Source organism: Nocardioides sp. URHA0032 (genome assembly GCF_000620645.1).
Taxonomy (GTDB): domain Bacteria; phylum Actinomycetota; class Actinomycetes; order Propionibacteriales; family Nocardioidaceae; genus Nocardioides.
The window spans coordinates 170,490-190,952 of the sequence record NZ_KK211160.1 but is presented as its reverse complement, the minus strand read 5'-3'; the positions used below and the strand labels follow the sequence as shown (position 1 = coordinate 190,952).

Here is a 20,463-nt window from a genome sequence, read left to right as displayed (position 1 = left end):
GTGACCGACGACTGGCTGGGCGAGACCCGCACCTCGTACGACACCGACGCCGAGGGCTACGCCGAGCAGGTGCGCGACCTGCTCGGCGCGAGCCCGTACTTGCGTGCGGGCCTGGCGCTGTTCGCCGAGCTGGTGCGTGACGCCGGCGGCGGGCCGGTCGCCGACGTCGGCTGCGGCCCGGGCCACGTCACGCGCCACCTCCACGACCTCGGCGTGGACGCATTCGGGATCGACCTCGCGCCCGAGATGGTCGCCCTCGCCCGGCGTGACCACCCCGGCCTCCGGTTCGAGGTGGACACCATGACCGACCTGGACCTGGCCGCGGGCTCGGTCGCCGGCCTCCTCGCGTTCTGGTCTGTCATCCACGTGCCCGACCGCGCCGTACCGGGGGTCTTCGCCGAGTTCCACCGCGTGCTGTGCCCCGGGGGACCGGTGCTCGTCGGGTTCCACGTCGGCGAGGGGACGCGCACGTCCACGACCGGCTACACGGGTCGCCCGATCCACGTCGAGAGCCACCACCGCCGCCCGGAGCAGGTCAGCGGCTGGTTGCGAGACGCGGGCTTCGGCATCGAGGCGGAGCTGCTCACCCAGCCGTACGCCGACCGCCCGGGAGCGATGGTCTTCGCGCGGCGTCAGGCGTGATCGGGTCGTCCGCCTGAGGGTGGCTCATACCCGTGCCAGAGGCGGACGACCCGGCGAGGACCGGCGCCTCAGTAGTACCAGGGGTACGGCGACCAGTCCGGCTCGCGCTTCTCCAGGAACTGGTCGCGGCCCTCCTGGGCCTCGTCGGTCATGTACGCCAGCCGGGTCGTCTCGCCGGCGAACAGCTGCTGGCCGACGAGGCCGTCGTCGATGAGGTTGAAGGAGTACTTCAGCATCCGCTGGGCGGTCGGCGACTTGCCGTTGATCAGGCGGCCCCACTCCAGCGCGACCTTCTCCAGCTCGGCGTGCGGGACGGCGCGGTTGACGGTGCCCATGCGGACGCCGTCCTCGGCGGAGTACTCCTGGCCGAGGAAGAAGATCTCGCGGGCGAACTTCTGGCCGACCTGGCGGGCGAGGTACGCCGACCCGAAGCCGCCGTCGAACGACCCGACGTCGGCATCGGTCTGCTTGAACCGCGCCTCCTCGGCCGAGGCGAGGGTGAGGTCGCAGACGACGTGCAGGCTGTGGCCGCCGCCGGCGGTCCAGCCCGGGACCACGCAGACCACGATCTTCGGCATGAAGCGGATCAGCCGCTGCACCTCGAGGATGTGCAGCCGCCCCAGTCGCGCGGCATCGACGGTCTCGGCCGTCTCACCCTCGGCGTACTGATAACCCGCGCGACCGCGGATCCGCTGGTCGCCGCCGGTGCAGAACGCCCACTTGCCGTTCTTCGCGCTCGGCCCGTTGCCGGTCAGGATCACGCAGCCCACGTCGGAGCTGGTGCGCGCGTGCTCGAGCACGCGGAGCAGCTCGTCGACGGTGTGCGGGCGGAACGCGTTGAGGATGTCCGGCCGGTCGAACGCGACGCGGACCGTGCCGTGCGCCTTCGCCCGGTGGTACGTCAGGTCGGTCAGGTCCTCGAAGCCGGGCACCGCGTCCCAGTCGTCGGCGTCGAAGATCTCCGACACCCCGTCGATCGCAGTCATGCCGGCGAGGCTATCGCCGGTGGCATGCCGACCGCCGGACGGGCATGGTGGAGGCATGACACTTGAAGGCGAGTACGAGCCGAGCCCGGAGGGCTGGGTCCGTGAGCAGGTCGAGGAGTTCGAGGCATCGAACGGCGCGCGCGCGAACATCCTGCGGGGCCGTCCGGACTGGCCGATCGTGGTGATCACGTCCAGGGGCGCGAAGTCCGGGAAGCTCCGCAAGAACCCGGTCATGCGCGTCGAGCACGACGGCGTCTACGCCGCGGTCGCGTCCAAGGGGGGCACCCCGGATAACCCGACCTGGTACCACAACTTCATCGCGCACCCGGAGGTCGACCTCCAGGACGGCGCGGAGAAGCACACCTACCGGGTGCGCGTCGCCGAGGGCGAGGAGCGCGCGGAGTGGTGGGAGCGCGCGGTGGCGCAGTACGCGCCGTACGCCGAGTACCAGGAGAACACCGACCGCGAGATCCCGGTCTTCCTGCTCGAGCGCGTGTAGCCCGCACGCGGGGTCGGTCGTTGACCGGCCATGCGTGCGCTGACCGCCATCCTGTCCCTCCTGCTCGCGGGTGCCCTCGCGGCGCCGGCCAGCGGCGCAGACCCGAGTCCGAGCGACCCCGCCTACACCGCGCGCGACGCGCAGAACGTCGCCGACGCCTACGGCCGGATCACCGGCCCGGGCGGCCAGCTCCAGAACCCGGCGTACCTCCCCGCGCTGGTGCAGGCGACGAACGCGGAGTACGTCGACCAGCTGCTGGCCCAGGCCGCGTCCCAGGACCACCCGGCGATCACGCCGGGCAACCTGCTACCCGGCTGGAACGTCGGCAACCCGCTGCGGGCCGGCTGGAGCGGCACCCGCGGCATCGCGAGGGCGGTCACCTTCACCAGCCAGTACGGCGCCCAGCTCCGTGGCCACGTCTACCGGCCGCTGCCCGGCGCGACCGACCCCTACACCGGCGCCACGCTGCGCCCGCCGTACCCGGGCGTCGTGATCACCGAGGGCTCCGTGCAGGGCTCGGAGCAGATGTATGCCTGGCTGGCCGAGGACCTCGCCGAGCGCGGCTACGTCACCATGACCTACGACGTGCAGGGCCAGGGCACCAGCGAGACCCTGCCGCACGGGGAGTGCTGCCCGGGCGTGCCGTCGCAGCAGCTCGACAACTTCACGACCGGCACCGAGGACGCGCTCGACTTCTTCACCTCCCGCGCCAACCCGTTCCTGCGGTTCTTCGACCGCTCCCCCGACCCCGACCCGTTCACGCCGGGGCGCACGACGCGGATCGCGATCGTCGGGCACTCGATGGGAGCGGCGGCCGTGTCGAAGGTGCAGGGCACCGACGACCGGGTCGCGACGGTCGTCGCCCTCGACAAGCTCACCGGTCCCGGGTCCAGCGGAGCGCTCGACGGCACGGGCAACCTGCCGACCGTCCCGGCGCTCGCGGTGCAGTCGGAGTACGGCTTCACGGTCTCGCCGTGGTTCCTCTCCGGCGGCAGCTCACTCAGTCCGCAGCCCAGCCCGGACGGCCCGGACCCGATGCGCGAGCGGGAGACCGGGTACGACGCCTGGCGCCGGGCCGGGGTCGACTCGATGCTCGTCGTACCGAGGTCGTCGACCCACCTGGAGTACACCGACATCCCGCTGGCGCTGCCTGCGAGCCGCTACGGCCAGGACCTCACCAGCGTCTACGTCCAGCGGTGGCTCGGCCACTACCTCAAGCACGAGCCGGCGCGGCCGCTGCTGGACACGTCGTTCCGCTACCTCGAGCCGGTCGGCGCCGACACCTGGCAGCCGGTCCGGCTCCGGCGCGACGACAACCTGAGCTTCTACTACTGCTCGGCGTACGGCCTCCACACCGCCGGCGGCCTCGTCAGCAGCGGCGACATCACCCGCGTCGGCTGCTGATCTCCCGTCGAGTGACGGGTACTGGCTGAGGAAACCCCGGTTTCACGACCATTTCACGTCACTCGACGGTGCAGGTGCGCCACGATGCGCAGGTGACGGCCGAGACACCGGTACGCCGCTCGGCGCTGGCCGAGCCGACCGAGAGCCCACCCGCGCGCTGGGTGGCCTGCCTGACGCTGTGCAGCGTCGGGCTGTGGGCCGGGTTCTTCGGCCCGATCCAGGTGCTGCTCGCCCAGCAGGCCGAGGCGATCGACGAGGACAACAAGAAGGTCATCCTCGCGGTCGTGCTGGGCCTCGGGGCGTTCGTCTCGGTCCTGTGCAACCCGGTCTTCGGCGCGTTCTCCGACCGCACCACGCTGCGGATGGGGCGCCGGGTGCCGTGGGTGGTCGCCGGCGCCGTCGGCGGCGCGCTCTCGCTGCTCCTGCTCGCGGTCGCCGACAACGTCGTGGTGATGGCGCTTGGCTGGTGCGGCGTCCAGGCGACCCTCAACGCGATGCTGGCCGCGGTCACCGCGACCATCCCCGACCAGGTGCCGGTGGGCAGCCGCGGCAGGATCGGCGGCATCCTCGCGATCGCCCAGACCGTCGGCGTGGTCGGCGGCACCGGCATCGCCTCGGCGACCGGCAGCATCGCGGCGGGGTACGCCGTGACCGCGGTGGTCCTGCTCGCCCTGACCGTGCCGTACTCCCTGCAGTCCCGCGACATCCCGCTCGCCCCGGAGGAGCGGCCGCCGGCGCTCGACTGGGGCGCGTTCCTGCGGTCCTTCTGGATCTCACCCCGCGCGCACCCCGACTTCGCCTGGGCCTGGATCACCCGGTTCCTCGTCAACCTCGGCAACGCGCTCGGCCTGCTCTACCTCCTCTACTACCTGCAGGACGCGATCGGCTTCACCTCCGACCAGGCGGCCGACCGGGTGTTCGTGCTCACCGCGACGTACGCCGCCGTGCTGATGGCCACGGCCGTGACGTTCGGGATCTGGAGCGACCGCAGCGGCAAGCGCAAGGTGTTCGTCATCTGGTCCGGGATCGTCGGCGCGTGCGCGACGCTGGTGCTCGCCCTCGTGCAGACCTGGCCGGCCGCGGTCGTCGCCGCGGTCCTGATGGGGATCGGGTACGGCATCTACACCTCGGTCGACTTCGCCCTCATCACCCAGGTGCTGCCCGGCGCCGAGGACCGCGCGAAGGACCTCGGCGTCATCAACATCGCCAACGCGCTGCCGCAGGTGGTCGCGCCGCCGGTCGCGGCGCTCATCCTCATCGTGGTCGAGGCGTTCGGCGGGGTGACCGAGACGAACGGCGGCCGGTTCTCGGTCGGCTACTGCGCGGTCTACGCCAGCGCGTTCGTGGCCGCGATCCTCGGCTCGGTGTTCGTCACGCGGATCCGCTCGGTGCCGTAGCCCGCCGCGAGATCGACATGGCCAGGCCGACCAGGTGGCCGAGCCGCGCGAGCTCGGAGTCGAGGAACTCCGGCCCGCCGCGGCGGCCGATGACGACGATCTCGGTCTTGTTGAGCTTCGCGCCGCACATGAGGGTGTTCTCGTCGACGGCTTCGAGCATCGCGGCGCGGTCGATCGGTGTCCAGTCCAGCGTCGACGGCGCCGCTTCGGTCGCGTACCCGAGCCCGTCGGTCCTGGACACCCGGGCCGCCCAGTCCGCGCGGAACGTCACCGGCAGCAGCTCGATGAGGCGGTCCAGCGCACCCTCGGGGCGGGCGCTCAGCTCCTCGACGGCCTCGAGGTCGAGGACCAGGTTGCCACCCGCGGCGTACCGGCTGATCCAGACGACCCGGACCCCGTCGAGCGCGTTGCACGCGGAGACGATCGAGTCGGGCATCACCTGCGGCGCGGTCTCGAGCAGTACGTCGTCGACCGCGGTGCCGTCCCGCTTCTCGACGATCTCGATCGCCTCGATGTCGCCGCCCGCCATACCGATCGCCGTTGCGACGCGACCCAGCGACCCGCGGATGTCGGGGAGCTCCACGCGCAGCAGGTACGGCATGCCCTCGACCCTAGCCGGGTCCTGTTGCGCCGGTATTTCGGCTTCTCACTCCCCGGCCAGACGCAGCCGGAGCCCCGTGGCCCGCAGCGCGCGGGTCCCGACGGCGGCGCGTACGGCCGCCTCGGTGCCGACCACGCGCACGTTCAGCCGGGCCCGCGTCACGGCCGTGTAGAACAGCTCGCGGGTGAGGAGCCGGGAGCCCTCGTCGGGCAACAGCACCGTGACCCGGTCCGCCTGGCTGCCCTGGCTCTTGTGGATCGTCATCGCGTGCATGGTCTCGACCGCGTCGAGGCGGCCGGGCGCGAACTCCTTGAGCCGCTCGGACCCGGCGACGAAGGCCCGGGGCCGCCCGCCCCGGCGCACGACCACCCCGGTCTCGCCGTTGTAGACGTCGAGGGCGTAGTCGTTGCTCGTGACGAGCAGCGGACGGCCGACGTACCACTCCCCGGCGTAGCCGAGCTGCTGGGCGTCGACCTCGGGATCCTCGGCCAGCCAGCGCTCGACGAGGTGGTTCCAGCGGCGGACGCCGTACGGTCCCTCGCGGTGCGCGCAGAGGAGGCGGTAGCGGTCCAGCTCCGCGAGGGCCCGGGCCGGGTCCTCGTCCACGGCGGCGCGCCACACCGCGCGGGCGGCAGCCGTCGAGTCGGGCCGGAGCGCCGCCTCGATCGTGGCCTCGTCGCCGGCCTCCACGAACGAGACCTGCTCCGAGGGCGTGCGCAGCACGGCGAGGACCTGGTCGGCGTCGCCGTCGCGCAGTGCCGCCGCGAGCCCCTTGATGTCCTCCTCGGAGCGGAAGTTCTCGGTCAGCGCCGCGACCGGCGAGTCGGGGCGGCCGTCGTAGCCGGCGACCAGGTCGCTGAGCACCGCACCGGCGCCGACCGACGTGAGCTGCCGCGGGTCGCCGACCAGCACCAGCCGGCTCTCGGGGCGCAGTGCCTCCAGCAGCCGGCCCATCATCGTGAGCTCGACCATCGACGACTCGTCGACGACCACGACGTCGTACTTGAGCCGGTTCGCGCGGTCGTGGCGGAAGCGGGTCGCGTTGTCGGGGCGCCACCCGAGCAGCCGGTGCAGGGTCAGGCCGGTCAGGCGGCCGACCAGGCCGGGAGCCTCCGGCCACGTCGCGGCCACCGCGTCGAGCTCCGCGGTGACCGCCTCCTGGAGCCGGGTCGCGGCCTTGCCGGTCGGCGCGGCCAGCGCGATCGAGAGGCCGCCACCCGCTTGGTCGGCGAGCAGCGCGAGCAGCCGAGCCACGGTCGTGGTCTTGCCGGTGCCGGGGCCGCCAGTGAGGATCGTCGTACGCCGGTGCACGGCGGCCACGACCGCCGCCTCCTGCTCGGGGCTGAAGTGCCCGGCGCGCACCTGCGCGAGCGCCACCGACAGCCGGGCCTCGTCGACGGCGGGCGTGGCCAAGGCGAGCCGGGCGGCGAGGTCGTCGTGCACCTGGGTCTCGAGCCGGTGGTAGCGGTCGAGGTAGAAGAGCCCGAACTCCCACCGCAGCACGCCGGCGGCCACCAGCGGCGACTCCGCGAGCGGCCACTCGTCGGGCCAGTCGAGCTCGGGGGCGCCGTCGCGGGCGGCGGCCAGGTCGAGGCACACCGAGCCACGGCGTACGGCGCGGACCGCGAGCGCCACGGCCAGCAGCACGCGCTCGTCCTCCTCGCCGCCCAGCGCGCCCAGGCGGGTCGCGACATGGATGTCGGAGGAGGTGAGCAGCCCGGCCGCGTTGAAGGACGCGAGCAGACCCGTCGCGGTGGTGGCGATCCGCCAGTCGTGCTCACCGACCGGCTCGAACAGCTCGGTCACGGAGTCGGGGTCCCCTCGGAATCGTGCGACGGAGGAGCGGAGCGGGGGAGGCGTGCGATTTCGTGGGGTGAATCCCCGTCCAGGAGGTCGGAGAGGTCCTCGACCAGCGCGACGGGCGGCCGCCACGCGAAGACGCCGCACGGGGCGCCGTCGACGAGCGGGGTCTCCGGGCCGCACATGCCGCGCAGGTAGAGGTAGAGCGCGCCGCCGAGGTGCTGCTCGGGGTCGTAGCCGGGCTGGCGCCAGCGCAGGAACCGGTGCAGCACGGCGGCGTACAGCAGCGCCTGGAGCGGGTAGTCGGAGTGGCCCATCGCGGCGTCCAGCGCCTCGGGGCGGTAGCTGTGCGCGGTGAGCGGCTCGTCGGCCGGACCGAGCCAGTTCGTCTTGTAGTCGACGACGAGGTAGCGCGGCCCGGGCATCCGCAGCACCACGTCGACGGAGCCGGTGAGGTAGCCGCGCAGGGACTGCTCGCCCAGCGGCCCGGCCAGCGTGCGGGCGTAATCACGGACCGGGTCGCCGGGCGGCAGGTGCCGCTCCAGCAGCGGGGCGAGGTCGCCGAGGGTGCGGCCGCCGAGCGGCAGCTCGAAGTCCATCTCCCGCAGCCGGTCGGCGAGCGGGACCTGCCGGAGCGTGGTGTCGGCAAGGGGACCGAGCGGCGAGTCGCAGACCGCCACGAGCGCGTCGGCGAGCTCCTCCCGGTCGAGTTCGACCGGCCACCAGCCGAGCTGGTCGTCGATGTGCCCGAGCAGCTCGGCTCGCAGGTCGGGGGCGTCCGGGTCGGCGTGCTCCAGCACGGCGTGCACGAGCGAGCCGAACGTCGCTCCGACCGGGAGCCCGGCCATCGGCGACGGCACATCACCGGCGATCGGCGCGGCCGCGACCTCGACCTCTGGCGCCACCGGCTCGTCGTCCTTGCCGCTCACCTCGGGCTCGCTCACGACCGCGCCCGTAGGGCCGGTGGCGACCTCGAGCTTGCTCAGGGAGGAGTACGACGCCCGCCGCCACTCGGTGTCCACCTCGCGGGTGAAGACCCGGGCGGCGAGGCCCGGAGGCGCGGGGTGCGGCGGGTCGGCGCCGGGGTCGGCGTGCCTGGCGAGCTCCGGCGTCGGGCCGCCCCGGTCCCGCCACCGGGCGAACAGCGCGACGACCTCGTCGTCGTCCGGGACCGGCGGAGTGTCCGGGACGTCGGCGGCCACCGAGCCGCCGGCGTCGCGCATCAGCATCCGGTGCAGGGGGGACGCGAGGGCGTTCTTGGTCGGCGCCCACCAGGCGACGACCTGCGACTGCGCGCGGGTCATCGCGACGTACAGCAGCCGCAGCCACTCGCCGGCCTCCTCGTCGGCCCACCGCCGGCAGTGTTCGGCCCAATCGGCGCCGCCCGCCCCGATGTTCAGGCAGCGCCGGCCCTGGTCGTCGTGGAACAGCGGACGGGTCGGCTTCGGGACGAACCGGTCCGACAGCGCGGGCAGGTAGACGACGGGGTACTCCAGGCCCTTGCTGGCGTGGATCGTGACGAGCTGGACGGCGGCCGCGTCCGAGTCGAGCCGGCGGGTGCGCTCGACCCCCCGGCCGGAGCGGCCCTCGGAGACCTGGTCGCGCAGCCAGGTCAGCAGCGAGACCAGGCCGTGCCGCTCGGTGAGCGTGACCTCGTGCAGCGCCTCGCCGATGTGCCGCAGGTCGGTGAGCCGGCGGTCTCCGCCGACCTCGGCGAGGACGCGCTCGGGGAGGCCGGCGACGTTGGCGGCCTCCAGCACCGCGGCGATGCCGCGGTTGGTGAACAGCTCGACCCAGCCGCGCAGGGTGTCGGCGACCTCGTCGGTCAGGTCCTCGCCTCGGGCGTCGAGCTCGGCGGCGGTGTGGCCGAGGAAGCAGGTGAGCGCCGCCGACCGCACCCGCGCGCTGCGGTGCGGCTGCTCCAGCGCCTCCAGCAGCGTCAGCCACTCCACGGCCGCCGGTGTCGCGAACACACTGCCGCCACCGGCGATCACCGCTGGCACGCCCTCGGCCAGCAGTGCCTCACGGACGTCGGCGAGATCGGCGTGCCGGTAGCTGATCACCGCGATGTCGCGCGGGCGGAGCCGCTCGCCGCAGTACGTCGCCCCCGAGGCGAGCAGCCGGCGTACGTCGAGCGCGAGGTCCTTCGCGATGTGGGGCCGGACCTGGCCGACGGTGAGCATCGCGCTGCCGCCGCGGCGGAAGTCCTCGCGGCGGACCACGCGCACCCGGAAGGGCGCGGGGTTCGGCGCACCGGCGAGCCGGCTCTCGCCGTGGTGGGCCTCGACGTCGCGCACGACGATCCGCTCGTCGCCGAGGGCGGCACCGGCGAGCAGCGCCTGGAAGGAGTCGAGCAGCGGCGCGTCGCTGCGCCAGTTCACCGACAGCGTCTGCCGGGTCGCGGCGGTCTCCGCCGCCTGGAGGTACGTCGTGACGTCGCCGCCGCGGAACGCGTAGATCGCCTGCTTCGGGTCGCCGATCAGCACCATCGTCGCGTGGCCGGAGAAGGCCCGGTCGAGCACCTCCCACTGCACCGGGTCGGTGTCCTGGAACTCGTCGACGAGCACGATGCTCCACCGCTGCCGCATCCGCTGCGCGGCGGGTCCCTCGTCGTCGGCCAGGGCGTCGGCGAGCTGGCTGAGGAGGTCGTCGTACGACAGGACGCCGAGCCGCCGCTTGCGCCGGTCGAGCTCGGTGCGCACGGCATCGGCGAAGCTGACCCGCCGACCGGCCGGGGTCGTGCGGTCCTCGCCGGCCGGCTCCAGCCGGGCCTGCGGGTCGCCGACCGCGGCGCGGGCGATCGCGAGCGCCTCGGCGTGGCTGAAGACCGGGCCGCCGGGGTCGAACGCGAACGCGCGGAGGTAGAGGTCGTCGACGGTCTCCTTCACCAGGTCGTCGAGGTCCTCGACGAGGCGGGCGCGCGAGTCGGTGTCGCCGGCGACCCCGAGCGAGTCGAGGACCATGGAGCAGAACTGGTGGGTGGTCGCGATCGTCGCGGCGTCGAACCCGGCCAGCGCCTCGGTGACCCACCGGTGTCCGAGGCGGCGCTGCTCGGGGTCCCACTCGCGCAGCAGCGCGACCAGCTCGGAGTCGCCGGCGGCGACGGCGGCCGGGTCGTCGGAGAGGACCCGCTCGGCCTCGACCAGCTGGGTGCGCACCCGCTCCCGCAGCTCCTGGCTGGCCGCACGCCCGAACGTCACGATCAGCATCTCCTCGAGCCGGGCACGCCCCTCGGCGACGTACCGGGTGACCAGGGCGCCGATCGTCCAGGTCTTGCCCGTGCCGGCGCTGGCCTCGAGCAGCACGGTGCCCGTGGGCAGCGGGTCGCGGATGTGGAACGGACTCACAGCGGGCCCACCTTCTCCGCGCCGGTGAGCAGTGGCTCCCAGATCCGCCACGCGTGCTCGCCGAGGCCGGCGTCGACGAGCACGTCGAGCGGCGCCCGGGAACCGTACACCCGCTGGTGGTAGGCGTCGGCGTCCTCGCCCTGGATGCCGAACTGGTTGAAGGGGTCGGTCTCCCACTCGCGCAGGGCGGCGGCGTACGGCGGGGTGTCCTGGCCCATCAGCTCGCGCACGTGCGCGTCGGCCCACGCGGCGCCGGCCTTCACCGGCACCGGCAGCGGCTCGCACAGCCCGCGGTCGCGCAGCTCGACCAGGTCGCGCAGCCAGTCCACCGCGCGGTGGTCGAGCGGCCCGGACAGCGCCCGCTTGGGCCCGGCCCGCTCGCGGCCGACGGCATGCGCCGTCCAGTGCTCGTCGGGGTGCGAGGCGGTCAGCGCGAGGAGGTCGACCCAGGCCTGCAGGCGCTGCCGGGCGCCGAGCCGGGAGTAGCCGAGCGAGACCACGCGGTTGCCGTACACCCCGGGCACGGTGCCGGTGAGCCGGCGGCCGTCCCCGAGGTCGACGTCGACGTCGACCGAGCGCCGCTCGCCGGCGCGGAGCTCGGCGGTCCGGGCCCACAGCTTCTGGCACTCCTCGACCACCTCGTTGAGCGCGACGGTGCCGAGCCCGCCCGGCGGCAGCGTGCCGCTGAGCTGCTCGGCGGTCATCACCGCGATCGCGTCCTGGCCCGCGAGCAGCTCGCGCAGCAGGCGGTCGCCGATCTGCCACTTCTCCAGGCTGTCGAGGGTGACGGGGATGGCGTCGGCGAGGTCGTCGGGCTCGAACGGCGTCGAGACCTCGAGGCGGTCGCGCAGGAACGCGCGGACCGGGTGCACCAGGAACGCCTTGAGGTCCGTCAGCGACACGTCGTCGCGCGGCCGCGGGGGCAGCGGCGCGGTCAGCAGCGGGGGCGGCTCGCGGCGTACCGACCAGGCGGAGCGCGCGCCGGCGAGCGCAGCCGCGTCGAAGCTGAACGGCGCCTCGGGCACGAAGTTGCGGGCGTCGTAGGGCTGCAGCGGGTGCCGCGTCAGCACCCGGTCGCGGACCGGCTCGGCGGTGGTGCGGTCCGCGGCGTCCAGGATCTCGCCCAGGGGTACGGCCGGTGGGCGAATCGCCCCCGACTGCTCGTTCGCGCCCGTGTAGGTGATCACGAGGTGCTCGGTCGCGGCCATCACCGCGTCGAGGAGCAGCTGCCGGTCCTCGCTGCGGGCGTCCCGCTCGCCGGTCAGCGGCCGGCGCGCGAGGACGTCGTCCCCGTCGATCGCGGCGGCGCGCGGGAAGACGCCGTCGTCCAGGCCGACCAGGCAGACGACCCGGTGCGGCACGGACCGCATCGGAACCATCGTGCAGACGGTGAGGGTGCCGGTGCGGAAGTTCGCGCGGGTGGGACGGCCGGCCAGCCGCGACTGGAGCAGCGCGCGGACGTCGGAGAGGCGCAGCTCGATCTCGCCCTCGTGCGAGGACGCCGCGGCGCGGGCCAGCTCGCGCTCGAACTGCGGCAGCTGCCAGGCGTCGTCGGCGGCGACGTCGGTGAGCCCGCGCACGCCGTCGCGCAGCCGCTCGCTCCACTCCGCGACCGTGCGGGCCTCGGCGAGCCCGGTGAGGCAGGCGTCGAGCCGGTCGACCAGCTCGGCGAGCCGGCCCGCCAGGTCGATCTCGTTGCTGCCGACGTCGTCGAGCGGCAGCCCGCGACCGAGGTGCCGGTGGTCGTCGCCGCTCATCGCAACGCCCAGCAGGATCCGGTCGAGTCCCATCCGCCAGGTGTTGTGGGGGAACCGCTCCATCTGGAACGCCGCCCGCTGCTCCTCGTCCAGCCCCCACCGGACGCCCGCGCGCGACACCCAGCGGCTGACCCGGTCCAGGTCGTCGTCGGTGAACCCGAACCGCCGCCGGCACGGCTCGGTCGCCGCCAGGTCGAGGACGTCGGAGGCGGTGACCCGCCCGCCGGACAGCTCGAGGAGGGAGCCCGCCACCGCGAGCAGCGGATTGGTGCTCGTGAGCGCGCGGTCGGCGAGCTTCACGCGGAGCAGGTGCGCCGGGTGGCCGGCGGTCGTGGCGAGCCCGAAGCCGGCCGAGATCAGCGGGGCGAACGTCTCGATGTCCGGGCACATCACGAGGATGTCGCGGGGCTCGAGCGTCGGGTCGTCCTGGAGCATCCCGACCAGGACCTCACGGAGCACGTCGATCTGCCGCGCCGGCCCGTGGCACGCGTGCACCTGGAGGGTGCGGTCGCCGTCGGCGAGGTGGCGGTCGGCGCGCTCGTCGTACGACGGGGCGTGGTTGGCGCGCAGGTCCTGCTGGAGCCAGCCGAGCATGGTGGTGGGCGCCGGCACGTCCACGCGCACCAGCTCGGCGCCGATGCCGTCGAGGGTGCGGCGCAGCTCGCGTGCGTCGCGGCCGAGCGAGGCGAGCAGCGGGTGGCCGACCCGGTCCGCGGAGGTGTCGTCCTCTCGGGCGACGACGCCGCCGAGCCCGGCCAGGGCGTCCCACAGCGCGGGCGAGGGCTGCGGGAGGTGGAGGTGCACGTCGCGGTGCTCGCCGAGCGCGACCAGCAGCTCGACCTCGGTGAGGGGGATGCGGGTGTGGCCGAACAGCGACAGCCGGCCGGGCAAGGGCAGCTCGCGCCCGCCCGCGCGCAGCGCCTCGATCGTCGCGGCGTGCCGGACGTCGGGCGGCGGCGCGTCGACGCGCGGGAGCAGCCGCCGCCAGAGCTCGGGCTGCCAGCGCAGGTCCTCGGCGAGGTCACCGTCCTGCCCGGCGCGCCACCCGGCGATCAGCGACGGCCGCTGCCGGGCGTACGACGCGAACAGGGCGGCCAGCCGGATCGCGACCGAGTAGCGCCGGTTTCGCCGCAGCTCGTCGTCGGCCCCCTCCTTGCCGTGCCCGAGGTGCGCGGCCAGCGGCGCGCACCAGGGCTCGTCGAGGCTGTCGTCGATGGTGGCGAGCAGCGGCCACACGAGGCGCTCGGGGTCCCACGGGTCGTCGCGCTCGCGCCCGAGCAGCAGGGACACGAGCGACGGCGGAGTGAGGAACCGGACCCCCGCGCAGACCCCGTCACCGTCCCGTGGCCCGGTGCCGAGCCGGTGGCTCAGCCGTTGGGTCAGCCACCGCTCCACCCCGCGCGCGGGCACCACGACGACCTCCTCGGCGAAGGGGTCGTCGAGCGGCGTCGCGAGCAGGTCCCCCAGCCGGTCCGCGAGCACGTCGGTGCGTGCGGCGCGGTGGAGCTGAAGGGTCACGCCGCGCACCTTACGGCGAAGCGGGGACAGGGGGTCACGGCGTCCCTAGGCTGCGAGCCATGAAGCGTCTTCTCCTCCCGGCCGCCGGGCTGTCACTGGTCGCCGCGGGCTTCGGGGCCGGCATCGCCGTGTCCGCGACCGCCGCGGACGACCCCGCCGCCCCCGTCTCCGTCACCCGCCAGTCGCTGGCCGAGGTCCCGGACCCGACGGGCGGCCACGGCCGGACCCTGGGCCTCAGCAAGGTCGTCGTCATGCCCGGCGCCCAGCTCGCCTCGCACCACCACCCCGGATCCCAGCTCGGGTACGTCGCCGAGGGCGTGCTCACCTACACCGTCGAGACCAAGCAGGCGAAGCTGATGAAGGGCTCCGGCGACGACCCGACGCTCGTCAAGGTGATCAGGCCCGGCATGACCGTCAAGGTGCGCCCCGGCCAGTGGCTCGTCGAGGAGCAGGGCGAGATCCACCACGCCCGCAACGGCGGCGATACCCCGGTGATCCTCTACCTCTCGACGCTGCTGAAGACGGGCGAACCGGCCGCCATCCCGGACTGAGCCGGCCGCGCGACCGCTCTGGCCCACCGCGCTCGATGCTGGACGGGCGCGGGCACGCGGTGCTTTGGTGACGGCGTGACCCGAACCGTCGAGGCCGACTACCTCGTCGTCGGTGCCGGCGCCATGGGCATGGCGTTCACCGACGCCCTGGTCGACCACGCCGACGTACGCGTGGCGATGGTCGACCGTCGTCACGCGGCGGGAGGGCATTGGCTCTCGGCGTACCCGTTCGTCCGGCTGCACCAGTCCTCGACGTTCTACGGCGTCCCCTCGACGGTGCTCGGCGGGCGGCTCCAGGAGCACGGCCCGGAGGCGGGCCTGCACGAGCGCGCGGACCAGCCGGCGATCGCCGCCTACTACAGCAGCGCCTTGCGGCGGCTGGTCGACACCGGCCGGGTCGAGCTCTTCAGCGGCTGCGACTACCGCGGCGACCGCACGTTCGTGTCCCGGGTGTCCGGGCAGGAGTTCGTGGTTCCGGACGACTGCCGGATCGTCGACGCCCGCTACCTGTCCCCCGACATCCCCGCCGAGACGCCCCCGCCCTTCGCGATCGGCGACGGCGCGCGCGTGATCCCGGCGAACGGCGTCGTCGCCGTCGAGGAGGCACCGTCTCAGTACGTCGTGGTCGGGTCGGGCAAGACCGCGACCGACACCTGCATCTGGCTGCTCGGTCACGGCGTCGACCCGGACGCGATCGTCTGGGTGCGACCCCGCGACCCGTGGATGCTCGACCGCGCGCTGATCCAGCCCGATCCCTCCATCTACCTCGCCATGGTCGCCGACCTGATGGAGGCAACCGCGGCCGCGCCGTCCCTGCCGGAGCTGTTCCTGCGGCTCGAGGAGCTCGGGATCATGCTGCGCATCGACCGCACGGTCACCCCGACGATGGCCAAGGCGCCGACGCTCGGCCGGTGGGAGCTCGACCTGCTGCGCAGCATCGAGCACGTCGTCCGCCTCGGCCACGTCCGAGCCGTCAGCCGCGGCCGGCTCGAGCTCGAGGGTGGCGACGTGCCCGTCCGGCCCGACGCGGTCGTCGTCCACTGCGCGGCGGACGGGCTGAAGCTGCCGGGCCGCGTCCCGATCTGGCAGCCCGGCGCGATCACGCTGCAGCCGGTGCGCGCAGGGTTCCCCTGCTTCGGCGCGGCCGTCAGCGGGTACGTCGAGGCGACCCGCGACGACGACGCCGAGAAGAACCGGCTGTGCCCGCCGTCGTCGTACGGCAACACGCTGGTCGACTGGGCGCAGATGAACGTCACCGGCTTCCGCGCGACCGCGGCCTTCGGGGCCGAGCCGGACATCAAGGAGTGGTCGAACCGGGTCGCGCTGAACCCGGCGCGCGTCCCGCTGGACACGGCACCCTCCGCCCGGCTCGACGACGCGCTCGCCCGGCTGGCGGCCCACACCCGGCCGGGCGTGGCCCGCCTCGTCGAGCTGAGTGGCTAGGGCACGATGTTCTGGTTGTGCCGGAACAGGTTCCCGGGGTCGAGCTTGATTTTGATCTCCCGCAGCCGGTCGTAGCTGGGCCCGTAGTTCGCGCGGACCCGGTCCTGGTCGTCCTCGGCGGCGAAGTTGGTGTAGCCGCCGGCCTCGGAGTACGGCGCCGTGGCGTCGTAGTAGTCGCGGACCCAGGCCGTGCCCGTCGCGTCGTCCACCTGGTCGGGTGGCCACATCCCGGCGATGACGGTCGCGAAGGTGGCGTCGCGGTGGGCGAACGCCGTCGCGTCCGGGGCGACCCGGTGGCAGGCGCCGTTGATCGGGTAGATGTGCATGGTGGAGTTCACCGCCGGCAGCTTCGGCCCGTGCTCGAGGTGCGCGGCGATCGCGTCGTCGGTGAGCTCCTTGACGAAGTTGGCCTTCCAGTAGTGGTGCAGCCCCGGCGGGACCAGCGCGTCGAAGGCACTGTTGAGCACCGGATAGGGCATCGGGCCGACCATCTCGGCTACCCGCGGCGCAATGTCCTGGATCGGCTTCAGTGCCTTCTCCCCCGCCTCGAGATCGCCGGCCCAGCAGGCCACCATGGCGATGAACGGCTCTCCGTGGCGGTCCTCCGGGATGAACGGCAGCGGCGGGGCGATCTGGTAGGCCGGGAACACGCCGAGCTGCTCGGGTGCGTCCTGGATGAACTCCCGGTAGAACCGCAGCACGTCTCCGGCCTTGTCGAGCTCGAAGAACATCGGGCCGCCGTAGATGTCCTTGACCGGGTGGAGCCGGAACTCGAAGGACGTCACCACGCCGAAGTTGCCGCCACCACCGCGGATCGCCCAGAACAGGTCCGGGTCGTTCTTCTCACTCGCGACGTGGAAGCTGCCGTCGGCCGTGACCACGTCGGCGGCCACCACGTTGTCCAGGGACAGCCCGTGCCCGCGTGCGAGGTAGCCGATGCCGCCACCGAGGGTGAGGCCCCCGACGCCGGTGGTCGAGATGATGCCGCCGGTGGTCGCGAGGCCGAACGGGTACGTCGCCGCGTTCATGTCGCCCCACGTCGCGCCGCCCTCGACGCGCGCCGTGTGGGTCATCGGGTCGACCCGCACCCCGCGCATGGCGGACAGGTCGACGACGAGGGCGTCGTCCGCGGTGCCGAAGCCCGGGACGCTGTGGGCGCCGCCGCGTACGGCGACGCTCAGGTCGCTGTCGGCGGCGAACCGCACGGCGGTCATCACGTCGCCTGCACTGGCCACCCGCACGATGACCGCGGGTCTCTTGTCGATCATGCCGTTCCGCACCGCCCGCGCAGCGTCGTACCCGTCGTCGTCCGGTCCGGTGACGGTGCCTCTGATCGACTCCCGCAACGTGTCCAGATTGATGCTCATGCGCCCTCCTCGGGCAGGTGTGGTCGCGTCCGGAGCGACAGGGGCGTCGAGGAGAGTCAGGGCGTCACGAGGCGCAGCAGGGCGCGGCAGGACTTGTCCCCATCGACGTTAGGCCCGGGACCTGCCGGGCCGCATCGCTCAGGTGGGCCATTTCGCGTGCCGTTCGGACGGCACCGACTGAACGGGATCCCGCTCGGGTACCGGTCGGCATGACCGACCAGCCGACGACCTCCGAGACCCTCACCAACGGCAAGGACCCGCTCCGCCGGTCCCGCACCAGCGGGGCCTGGATCGGGGTGGTCGCCGCCGCGCTGCTGCTGCTACTCCTGGTGGTCTTCATCGCGCAGAACACCCAGGACGCGCACCTGTCGTTCCTGTGGTGGGACGGCAGCGCCCCGCTGTCCGTGGCGCTGCTCGTCGCCGCCGTCATCGGGATCGCGCTGACCGCGGTGGTCGGCACGCTGCGGATCCTGCAGCTGCGCCGGCGGGTACGCCGCGACCAGCAGCCGTGATCCGCCCAGCCGGGCGGGCCGGCGGCTCCCGGGTGGTCGTCACATGTGCCGGCCGCCGGTGACCTCCAACACCGTTCCCCGTCAGGTAGCTCGCGAGGTCGCTGGCGAGGAAGAGCGCCACCGCCGCCACCTCCGACGGCTCGCCGAAGCGCTGCATCGGGATCTCGCGGAGCCGCTGCTGCCAGATGTCCTCCCGCATCGCCTCGGTCATCGGAGTGCGGATCAGGCCCGGCTGGATCGCATTGACACGGACTCCGGCGTGGGCGACCTCCTTCGCGGCGGCCTTGGTGAGGCCCACGACGGCCGCCTTCGCGGCGCTGTAGTTGGTCTGGCCGACGTTGCCGACCTTCCCGGAGATCGACGACATGTTCACGATCGAGCCCGTGCCGGCCTCCCGCATCACCGCGGCGGCCGCCCGGGTGCCGAGCCAGGTGCCCTGCACGTGGGTGTCCAGCACCAGCCGGAAGTCGTCGAGCGACATCTTGCGCATCGTCGCGTCCCGCAGCACGCCCGCGTTGTTGACCATCACGTCGAGCCCGCCGTACGTCGTGACCGCGGCGTCGACGAGCGCCGCCACGTCCTCCTCGGACGTCACGTCGCAGCGGACGGCGAGCGCCGAGCCCAGAGCGGCAGCGCACGACTCCGCCGCCGCCACGTCGACGTCGCCGACGACCACCCGGGCGCCCTCGGCGACGAACCGCTCCGCGATCGCCCGGCCGAGCCCCTGCGCACCGCCGGTGACGACGGCGGTGCGCCCGCTCAGCAGCCCGGTCACGCGGGGACGGTGGCGTTGCCGAGCACGAAGTTCTCGGCGTACTCCGAGTCCTCCTCGGCCTGCATCTTGTCCATGTACGCCGCCATCCCGGCCATGTAGAACATGTTGGTCACCGGCTTGCCGGGGATGTTCGACCCGTTGATCCAGGAGTCGACGACGGAGAACAGCGTCTGGTTCGCGATCTCGTCGCACTCGGCGACCCAGGCGTCCTCGGCCTGCTGAATGGCCTCGATCGAGCCGGCGCCCCGGTCGCGGACGAACTCGATGGCGCGCGCGACCCACTCGACCTGCGCCTCGTGCGCGGGCGGCTGGTTGGTGAACGGTCCCATCGGGCCGTAGATCATGAACAGGTTCGGGAACCCGGTCGTCATCAGGCCCAGGTGGGTGCGCGGGCGGTCGTGCCACTTGCCCTGGAGGCTGACGCCGTTGCGTCCCGTGTGCTTGATCTTCAGCTGGTTGCCGGACACCGCGTCGAAGCCGGTGGCCAGCACCAGGACGTCGAGCTCGTGCACGACGCCGTCGGCGGTCCGGACGCCCTCGGGAGTGACCTCGACGATGGGGTTGTTCTTGACCGCGACCAGCGACACGTTGTCGCGGTTGTAGGTCTCGTAGTAGTTGTCGCAGCACAGCGGGCGCTTGGCGTAGAGGTCGCCCGGGATGAGCTGGTTGGCCAGGTTCGGGTCCGTGACGGTCGCGCGGATCTTCTTCTCGATCACGTCGGTCGCCGCCGCGTTCGCGACGCGGCTCGTCGCGACGTCGTTGAACGCGCGGAACATGTACTGGAAGCCGCCGCCGTCCTCGTAGACCTCCTCGAAGCGACGGGCCCGCTCCTCGGGGGTGACGCTCTCAGCGGCCACGTCGCTCTCGTCGAAGCCGAAGCAGGTCGTCGAGTAGAGGACGTCGTGCCAGTAGCCCTCGTAGTCGTTCTCGATCTTCTCGAGCAGGCCCGGCGCGATCGGCCGGTGCCGCGACGGCACGACCCACTGCGGGGTCCGCTGGAACACCGTCAGGCGGCCGACCTCGGGCGCGATCTCGGAGATCACCTGGATGCCGCTGGAGCCGGTGCCGATGACGCCGACGCGCTTGCCCGCCAGGTCGACCTTCTCGTGCGGCCACCGGGCGGTGTGGTAGATCTCGCCCCGGAAGCTGTCCTGGCCGGGGAAGTCGGGGATCTTCGTCGCCGACAGCAGCCCGACGGCCTCGACGAGGAACTGCGCGGCGTACCGCTTCCCCTCGTCGGTCGTGATCAGGTAGCGGCCGCGCTCGTCGTCCCACGTCACGTCCGTCACCTGGGTGTTGAACGTGATGCTCCGCCGCAGGTCGTGGCGGTCCGCCACGTGGTTCAGGTAGGCGAGGATCTCGCTCTGCCGCGGGTAGCGCTCCGACCACTTCCACTCGTGGAAGAGCTCCTTGTCGAAGGAGTAGCAGTAGGCGTTGACCTCGGTGTCGGACCGGGCGCCCGGGTAGCGGTTCCAGTACCAGGTGCCGCCCACGCCGCCGGCGTTGTCGAAGGCCTGGACCTCGAGACCGAGCACGTTGCGCAACCGGTGGATGCTGTACAGGCCGGCGAACCCGGACCCGATGACGACGGCGTCCACTTCCGTGAGCTGTCCGTCCAACGTCGCCTCGTCGCTCATCGCGGTAGTCCCTTCGCTCGCTGTCGATGCTTGTTCGTGGCCCTGTTCGAGGGCGGGCAACATCGTCAGCGGAGGGTCCGGCCCGGGGTTGTCCCATTTCGGGACGGGAGTGGGACGGTCGCTGGGACAGGTCAGGTGTCCCAATTTGGAACAGTGGTGGATTCCTCAACCATCGGCGGGTGTAATGGCTGTCACACGGGGGTCCAGTCTCGGGCTTGTCGAGGGAG

Annotated in this window: 15 protein-coding genes; 7 read left to right on the top strand and 8 right to left on the bottom strand. The window is 73.0% G+C overall.

Annotation, left to right across the window (positions count from 1 at the left end):
* Nucleotides 1–642 (top strand): class I SAM-dependent methyltransferase, encoded by a 642-nt coding sequence (locus N538_RS0118970; RefSeq protein WP_028638608.1) that lies wholly within the window; start codon nucleotides 1–3, stop codon nucleotides 640–642.
* A gap of 68 nt (nucleotides 643–710) precedes the next feature.
* Here N538_RS0118970 and N538_RS0118965 read toward each other — a convergent pair whose 3' ends face one another.
* Nucleotides 711–1,628: a 1,4-dihydroxy-2-naphthoyl-CoA synthase gene (locus N538_RS0118965; protein WP_028638607.1), complete on the bottom strand. Its 918-nt coding sequence runs from the start codon at nucleotides 1,626–1,628 to the stop codon at nucleotides 711–713.
* 55 nt (nucleotides 1,629–1,683) lie between these two features.
* Here N538_RS0118965 and N538_RS0118960 point away from each other — a divergent pair, with 55 nt between their 5' ends.
* The 3 genes from N538_RS0118960 to N538_RS0118950 all read left to right on the top strand — a co-directional run bounded on the left by N538_RS0118960 (nucleotide 1,684) and on the right by N538_RS0118950 (nucleotide 4,928).
* Nucleotides 1,684–2,127 carry a nitroreductase family deazaflavin-dependent oxidoreductase gene (locus N538_RS0118960; protein WP_028638606.1) on the top strand — a complete coding sequence of 148 codons (444 nt, stop codon included), beginning with the start codon at nucleotides 1,684–1,686 and terminating at the stop codon, nucleotides 2,125–2,127.
* Between the two features lie 30 nt (nucleotides 2,128–2,157).
* Nucleotides 2,158–3,531, top strand: a complete 1,374-nt coding sequence (locus tag N538_RS0118955) for an alpha/beta hydrolase (protein ID WP_028638605.1) — start codon at nucleotides 2,158–2,160, stop codon at nucleotides 3,529–3,531.
* Between the two features lie 92 nt (nucleotides 3,532–3,623).
* Entirely contained in the window at nucleotides 3,624–4,928 is a 1,305-nt protein-coding gene (locus N538_RS0118950) for an MFS transporter (RefSeq protein WP_028638604.1), read from the top strand.
* Here N538_RS0118950 and N538_RS26235 read toward each other — a convergent pair.
* The 4 genes from N538_RS26235 to recC are packed head-to-tail and all read right to left on the bottom strand — an operon-like array spanning nucleotide 4,903 to nucleotide 13,951.
* A complete protein-coding gene (locus tag N538_RS26235) occupies nucleotides 4,903–5,529 on the bottom strand; it encodes an amino acid-binding protein (protein ID WP_036571307.1) in 627 nt (208 codons plus the stop codon). The genes N538_RS0118950 and N538_RS26235 overlap by 26 nt on opposite strands.
* A 45-nt stretch (nucleotides 5,530–5,574) precedes the next feature.
* Nucleotides 5,575–7,335, bottom strand: coding sequence for an exodeoxyribonuclease V subunit alpha (recD, locus tag N538_RS0118940; protein ID WP_028638603.1), 1,761 nt, complete (start codon nucleotides 7,333–7,335; stop codon nucleotides 5,575–5,577).
* Nucleotides 7,332–10,676, bottom strand: coding sequence for a UvrD-helicase domain-containing protein (locus N538_RS26230; RefSeq protein ID WP_081790584.1), 3,345 nt, complete (start codon nucleotides 10,674–10,676; stop codon nucleotides 7,332–7,334). Before N538_RS26230 ends, recD begins: the two co-directional genes overlap by 4 nt.
* Nucleotides 10,673–13,951 (bottom strand): exodeoxyribonuclease V subunit gamma, encoded by a 3,279-nt coding sequence (recC, locus tag N538_RS0118930; protein ID WP_028638602.1) that lies wholly within the window; start codon nucleotides 13,949–13,951, stop codon nucleotides 10,673–10,675. Before recC ends, N538_RS26230 begins: the two co-directional genes overlap by 4 nt.
* Before the next feature lie 59 nt (nucleotides 13,952–14,010).
* On the opposite strand from recC, the gene N538_RS26225 reads away from it, so the two are divergent.
* Nucleotides 14,011–14,502 (top strand): cupin domain-containing protein, encoded by a 492-nt coding sequence (locus N538_RS26225; protein ID WP_036571303.1) that lies wholly within the window; start codon nucleotides 14,011–14,013, stop codon nucleotides 14,500–14,502.
* A gap of 75 nt (nucleotides 14,503–14,577) precedes the next feature.
* A complete protein-coding gene (locus N538_RS0118920) occupies nucleotides 14,578–15,945 on the top strand; it encodes an NAD(P)-binding protein (RefSeq protein WP_028638601.1) in 1,368 nt (455 codons plus the stop codon).
* On the opposite strand, the gene N538_RS0118915 is transcribed toward N538_RS0118920, so the two are convergent.
* On the bottom strand, nucleotides 15,942–17,312 hold the full coding sequence (locus tag N538_RS0118915) for an FAD-binding oxidoreductase (protein WP_028638600.1): 1,371 nt from the start codon (nucleotides 17,310–17,312) through the stop codon (nucleotides 15,942–15,944). The genes N538_RS0118920 and N538_RS0118915 overlap by 4 nt on opposite strands.
* Before the next feature lie 209 nt (nucleotides 17,313–17,521).
* Between N538_RS0118915 and N538_RS26220 the strand changes: the two genes are divergently transcribed.
* Nucleotides 17,522–17,824, top strand: coding sequence for a LapA family protein (locus tag N538_RS26220; protein WP_051549442.1), 303 nt, complete (start codon nucleotides 17,522–17,524; stop codon nucleotides 17,822–17,824).
* On the opposite strand, the gene fabG is transcribed toward N538_RS26220, so the two are convergent.
* Together fabG and N538_RS0118900 are read right to left on the bottom strand one after the other, a co-directional pair.
* Entirely contained in the window at nucleotides 17,739–18,599 is an 861-nt protein-coding gene (gene fabG / locus N538_RS26215; protein ID WP_231496273.1) for a 3-oxoacyl-ACP reductase FabG, read from the bottom strand. The genes N538_RS26220 and fabG overlap by 86 nt on opposite strands.
* Complete coding sequence (locus N538_RS0118900) at nucleotides 18,596–20,236, bottom strand: flavin-containing monooxygenase (protein WP_051549441.1); 1,641 nt, start codon at nucleotides 20,234–20,236, stop codon at nucleotides 18,596–18,598. Before N538_RS0118900 ends, fabG begins: the two co-directional genes overlap by 4 nt.
* Nucleotides 20,237–20,463: the final 227 nt, after the last annotated feature.

Coding starts and splice junctions, on each gene's coding strand:
- N538_RS0118965 (WP_028638607.1), bottom strand. CDS start 1,628: ATGACTGCGATCGACGGGGTGTCGGAGATCTTCGACGCCGACGACTGG.
- N538_RS0118960 (WP_028638606.1), top strand. CDS start 1,684: ATGACACTTGAAGGCGAGTACGAGCCGAGCCCGGAGGGCTGGGTCCGT.
- N538_RS0118955 (WP_028638605.1), top strand. CDS start 2,158: ATGCGTGCGCTGACCGCCATCCTGTCCCTCCTGCTCGCGGGTGCCCTC.
- N538_RS26235 (WP_036571307.1), bottom strand. CDS start 5,529: ATGCCGTACCTGCTGCGCGTGGAGCTCCCCGACATCCGCGGGTCGCTG.
- N538_RS26225 (WP_036571303.1), top strand. CDS start 14,011: ATGAAGCGTCTTCTCCTCCCGGCCGCCGGGCTGTCACTGGTCGCCGCG.
- N538_RS0118915 (WP_028638600.1), bottom strand. CDS start 17,312: ATGAGCATCAATCTGGACACGTTGCGGGAGTCGATCAGAGGCACCGTC.
- N538_RS26220 (WP_051549442.1), top strand. CDS start 17,522: ATGACCGACCAGCCGACGACCTCCGAGACCCTCACCAACGGCAAGGAC.
- N538_RS0118900 (WP_051549441.1), bottom strand. CDS start 20,236: ATGAGCGACGAGGCGACGTTGGACGGACAGCTCACGGAAGTGGACGCC.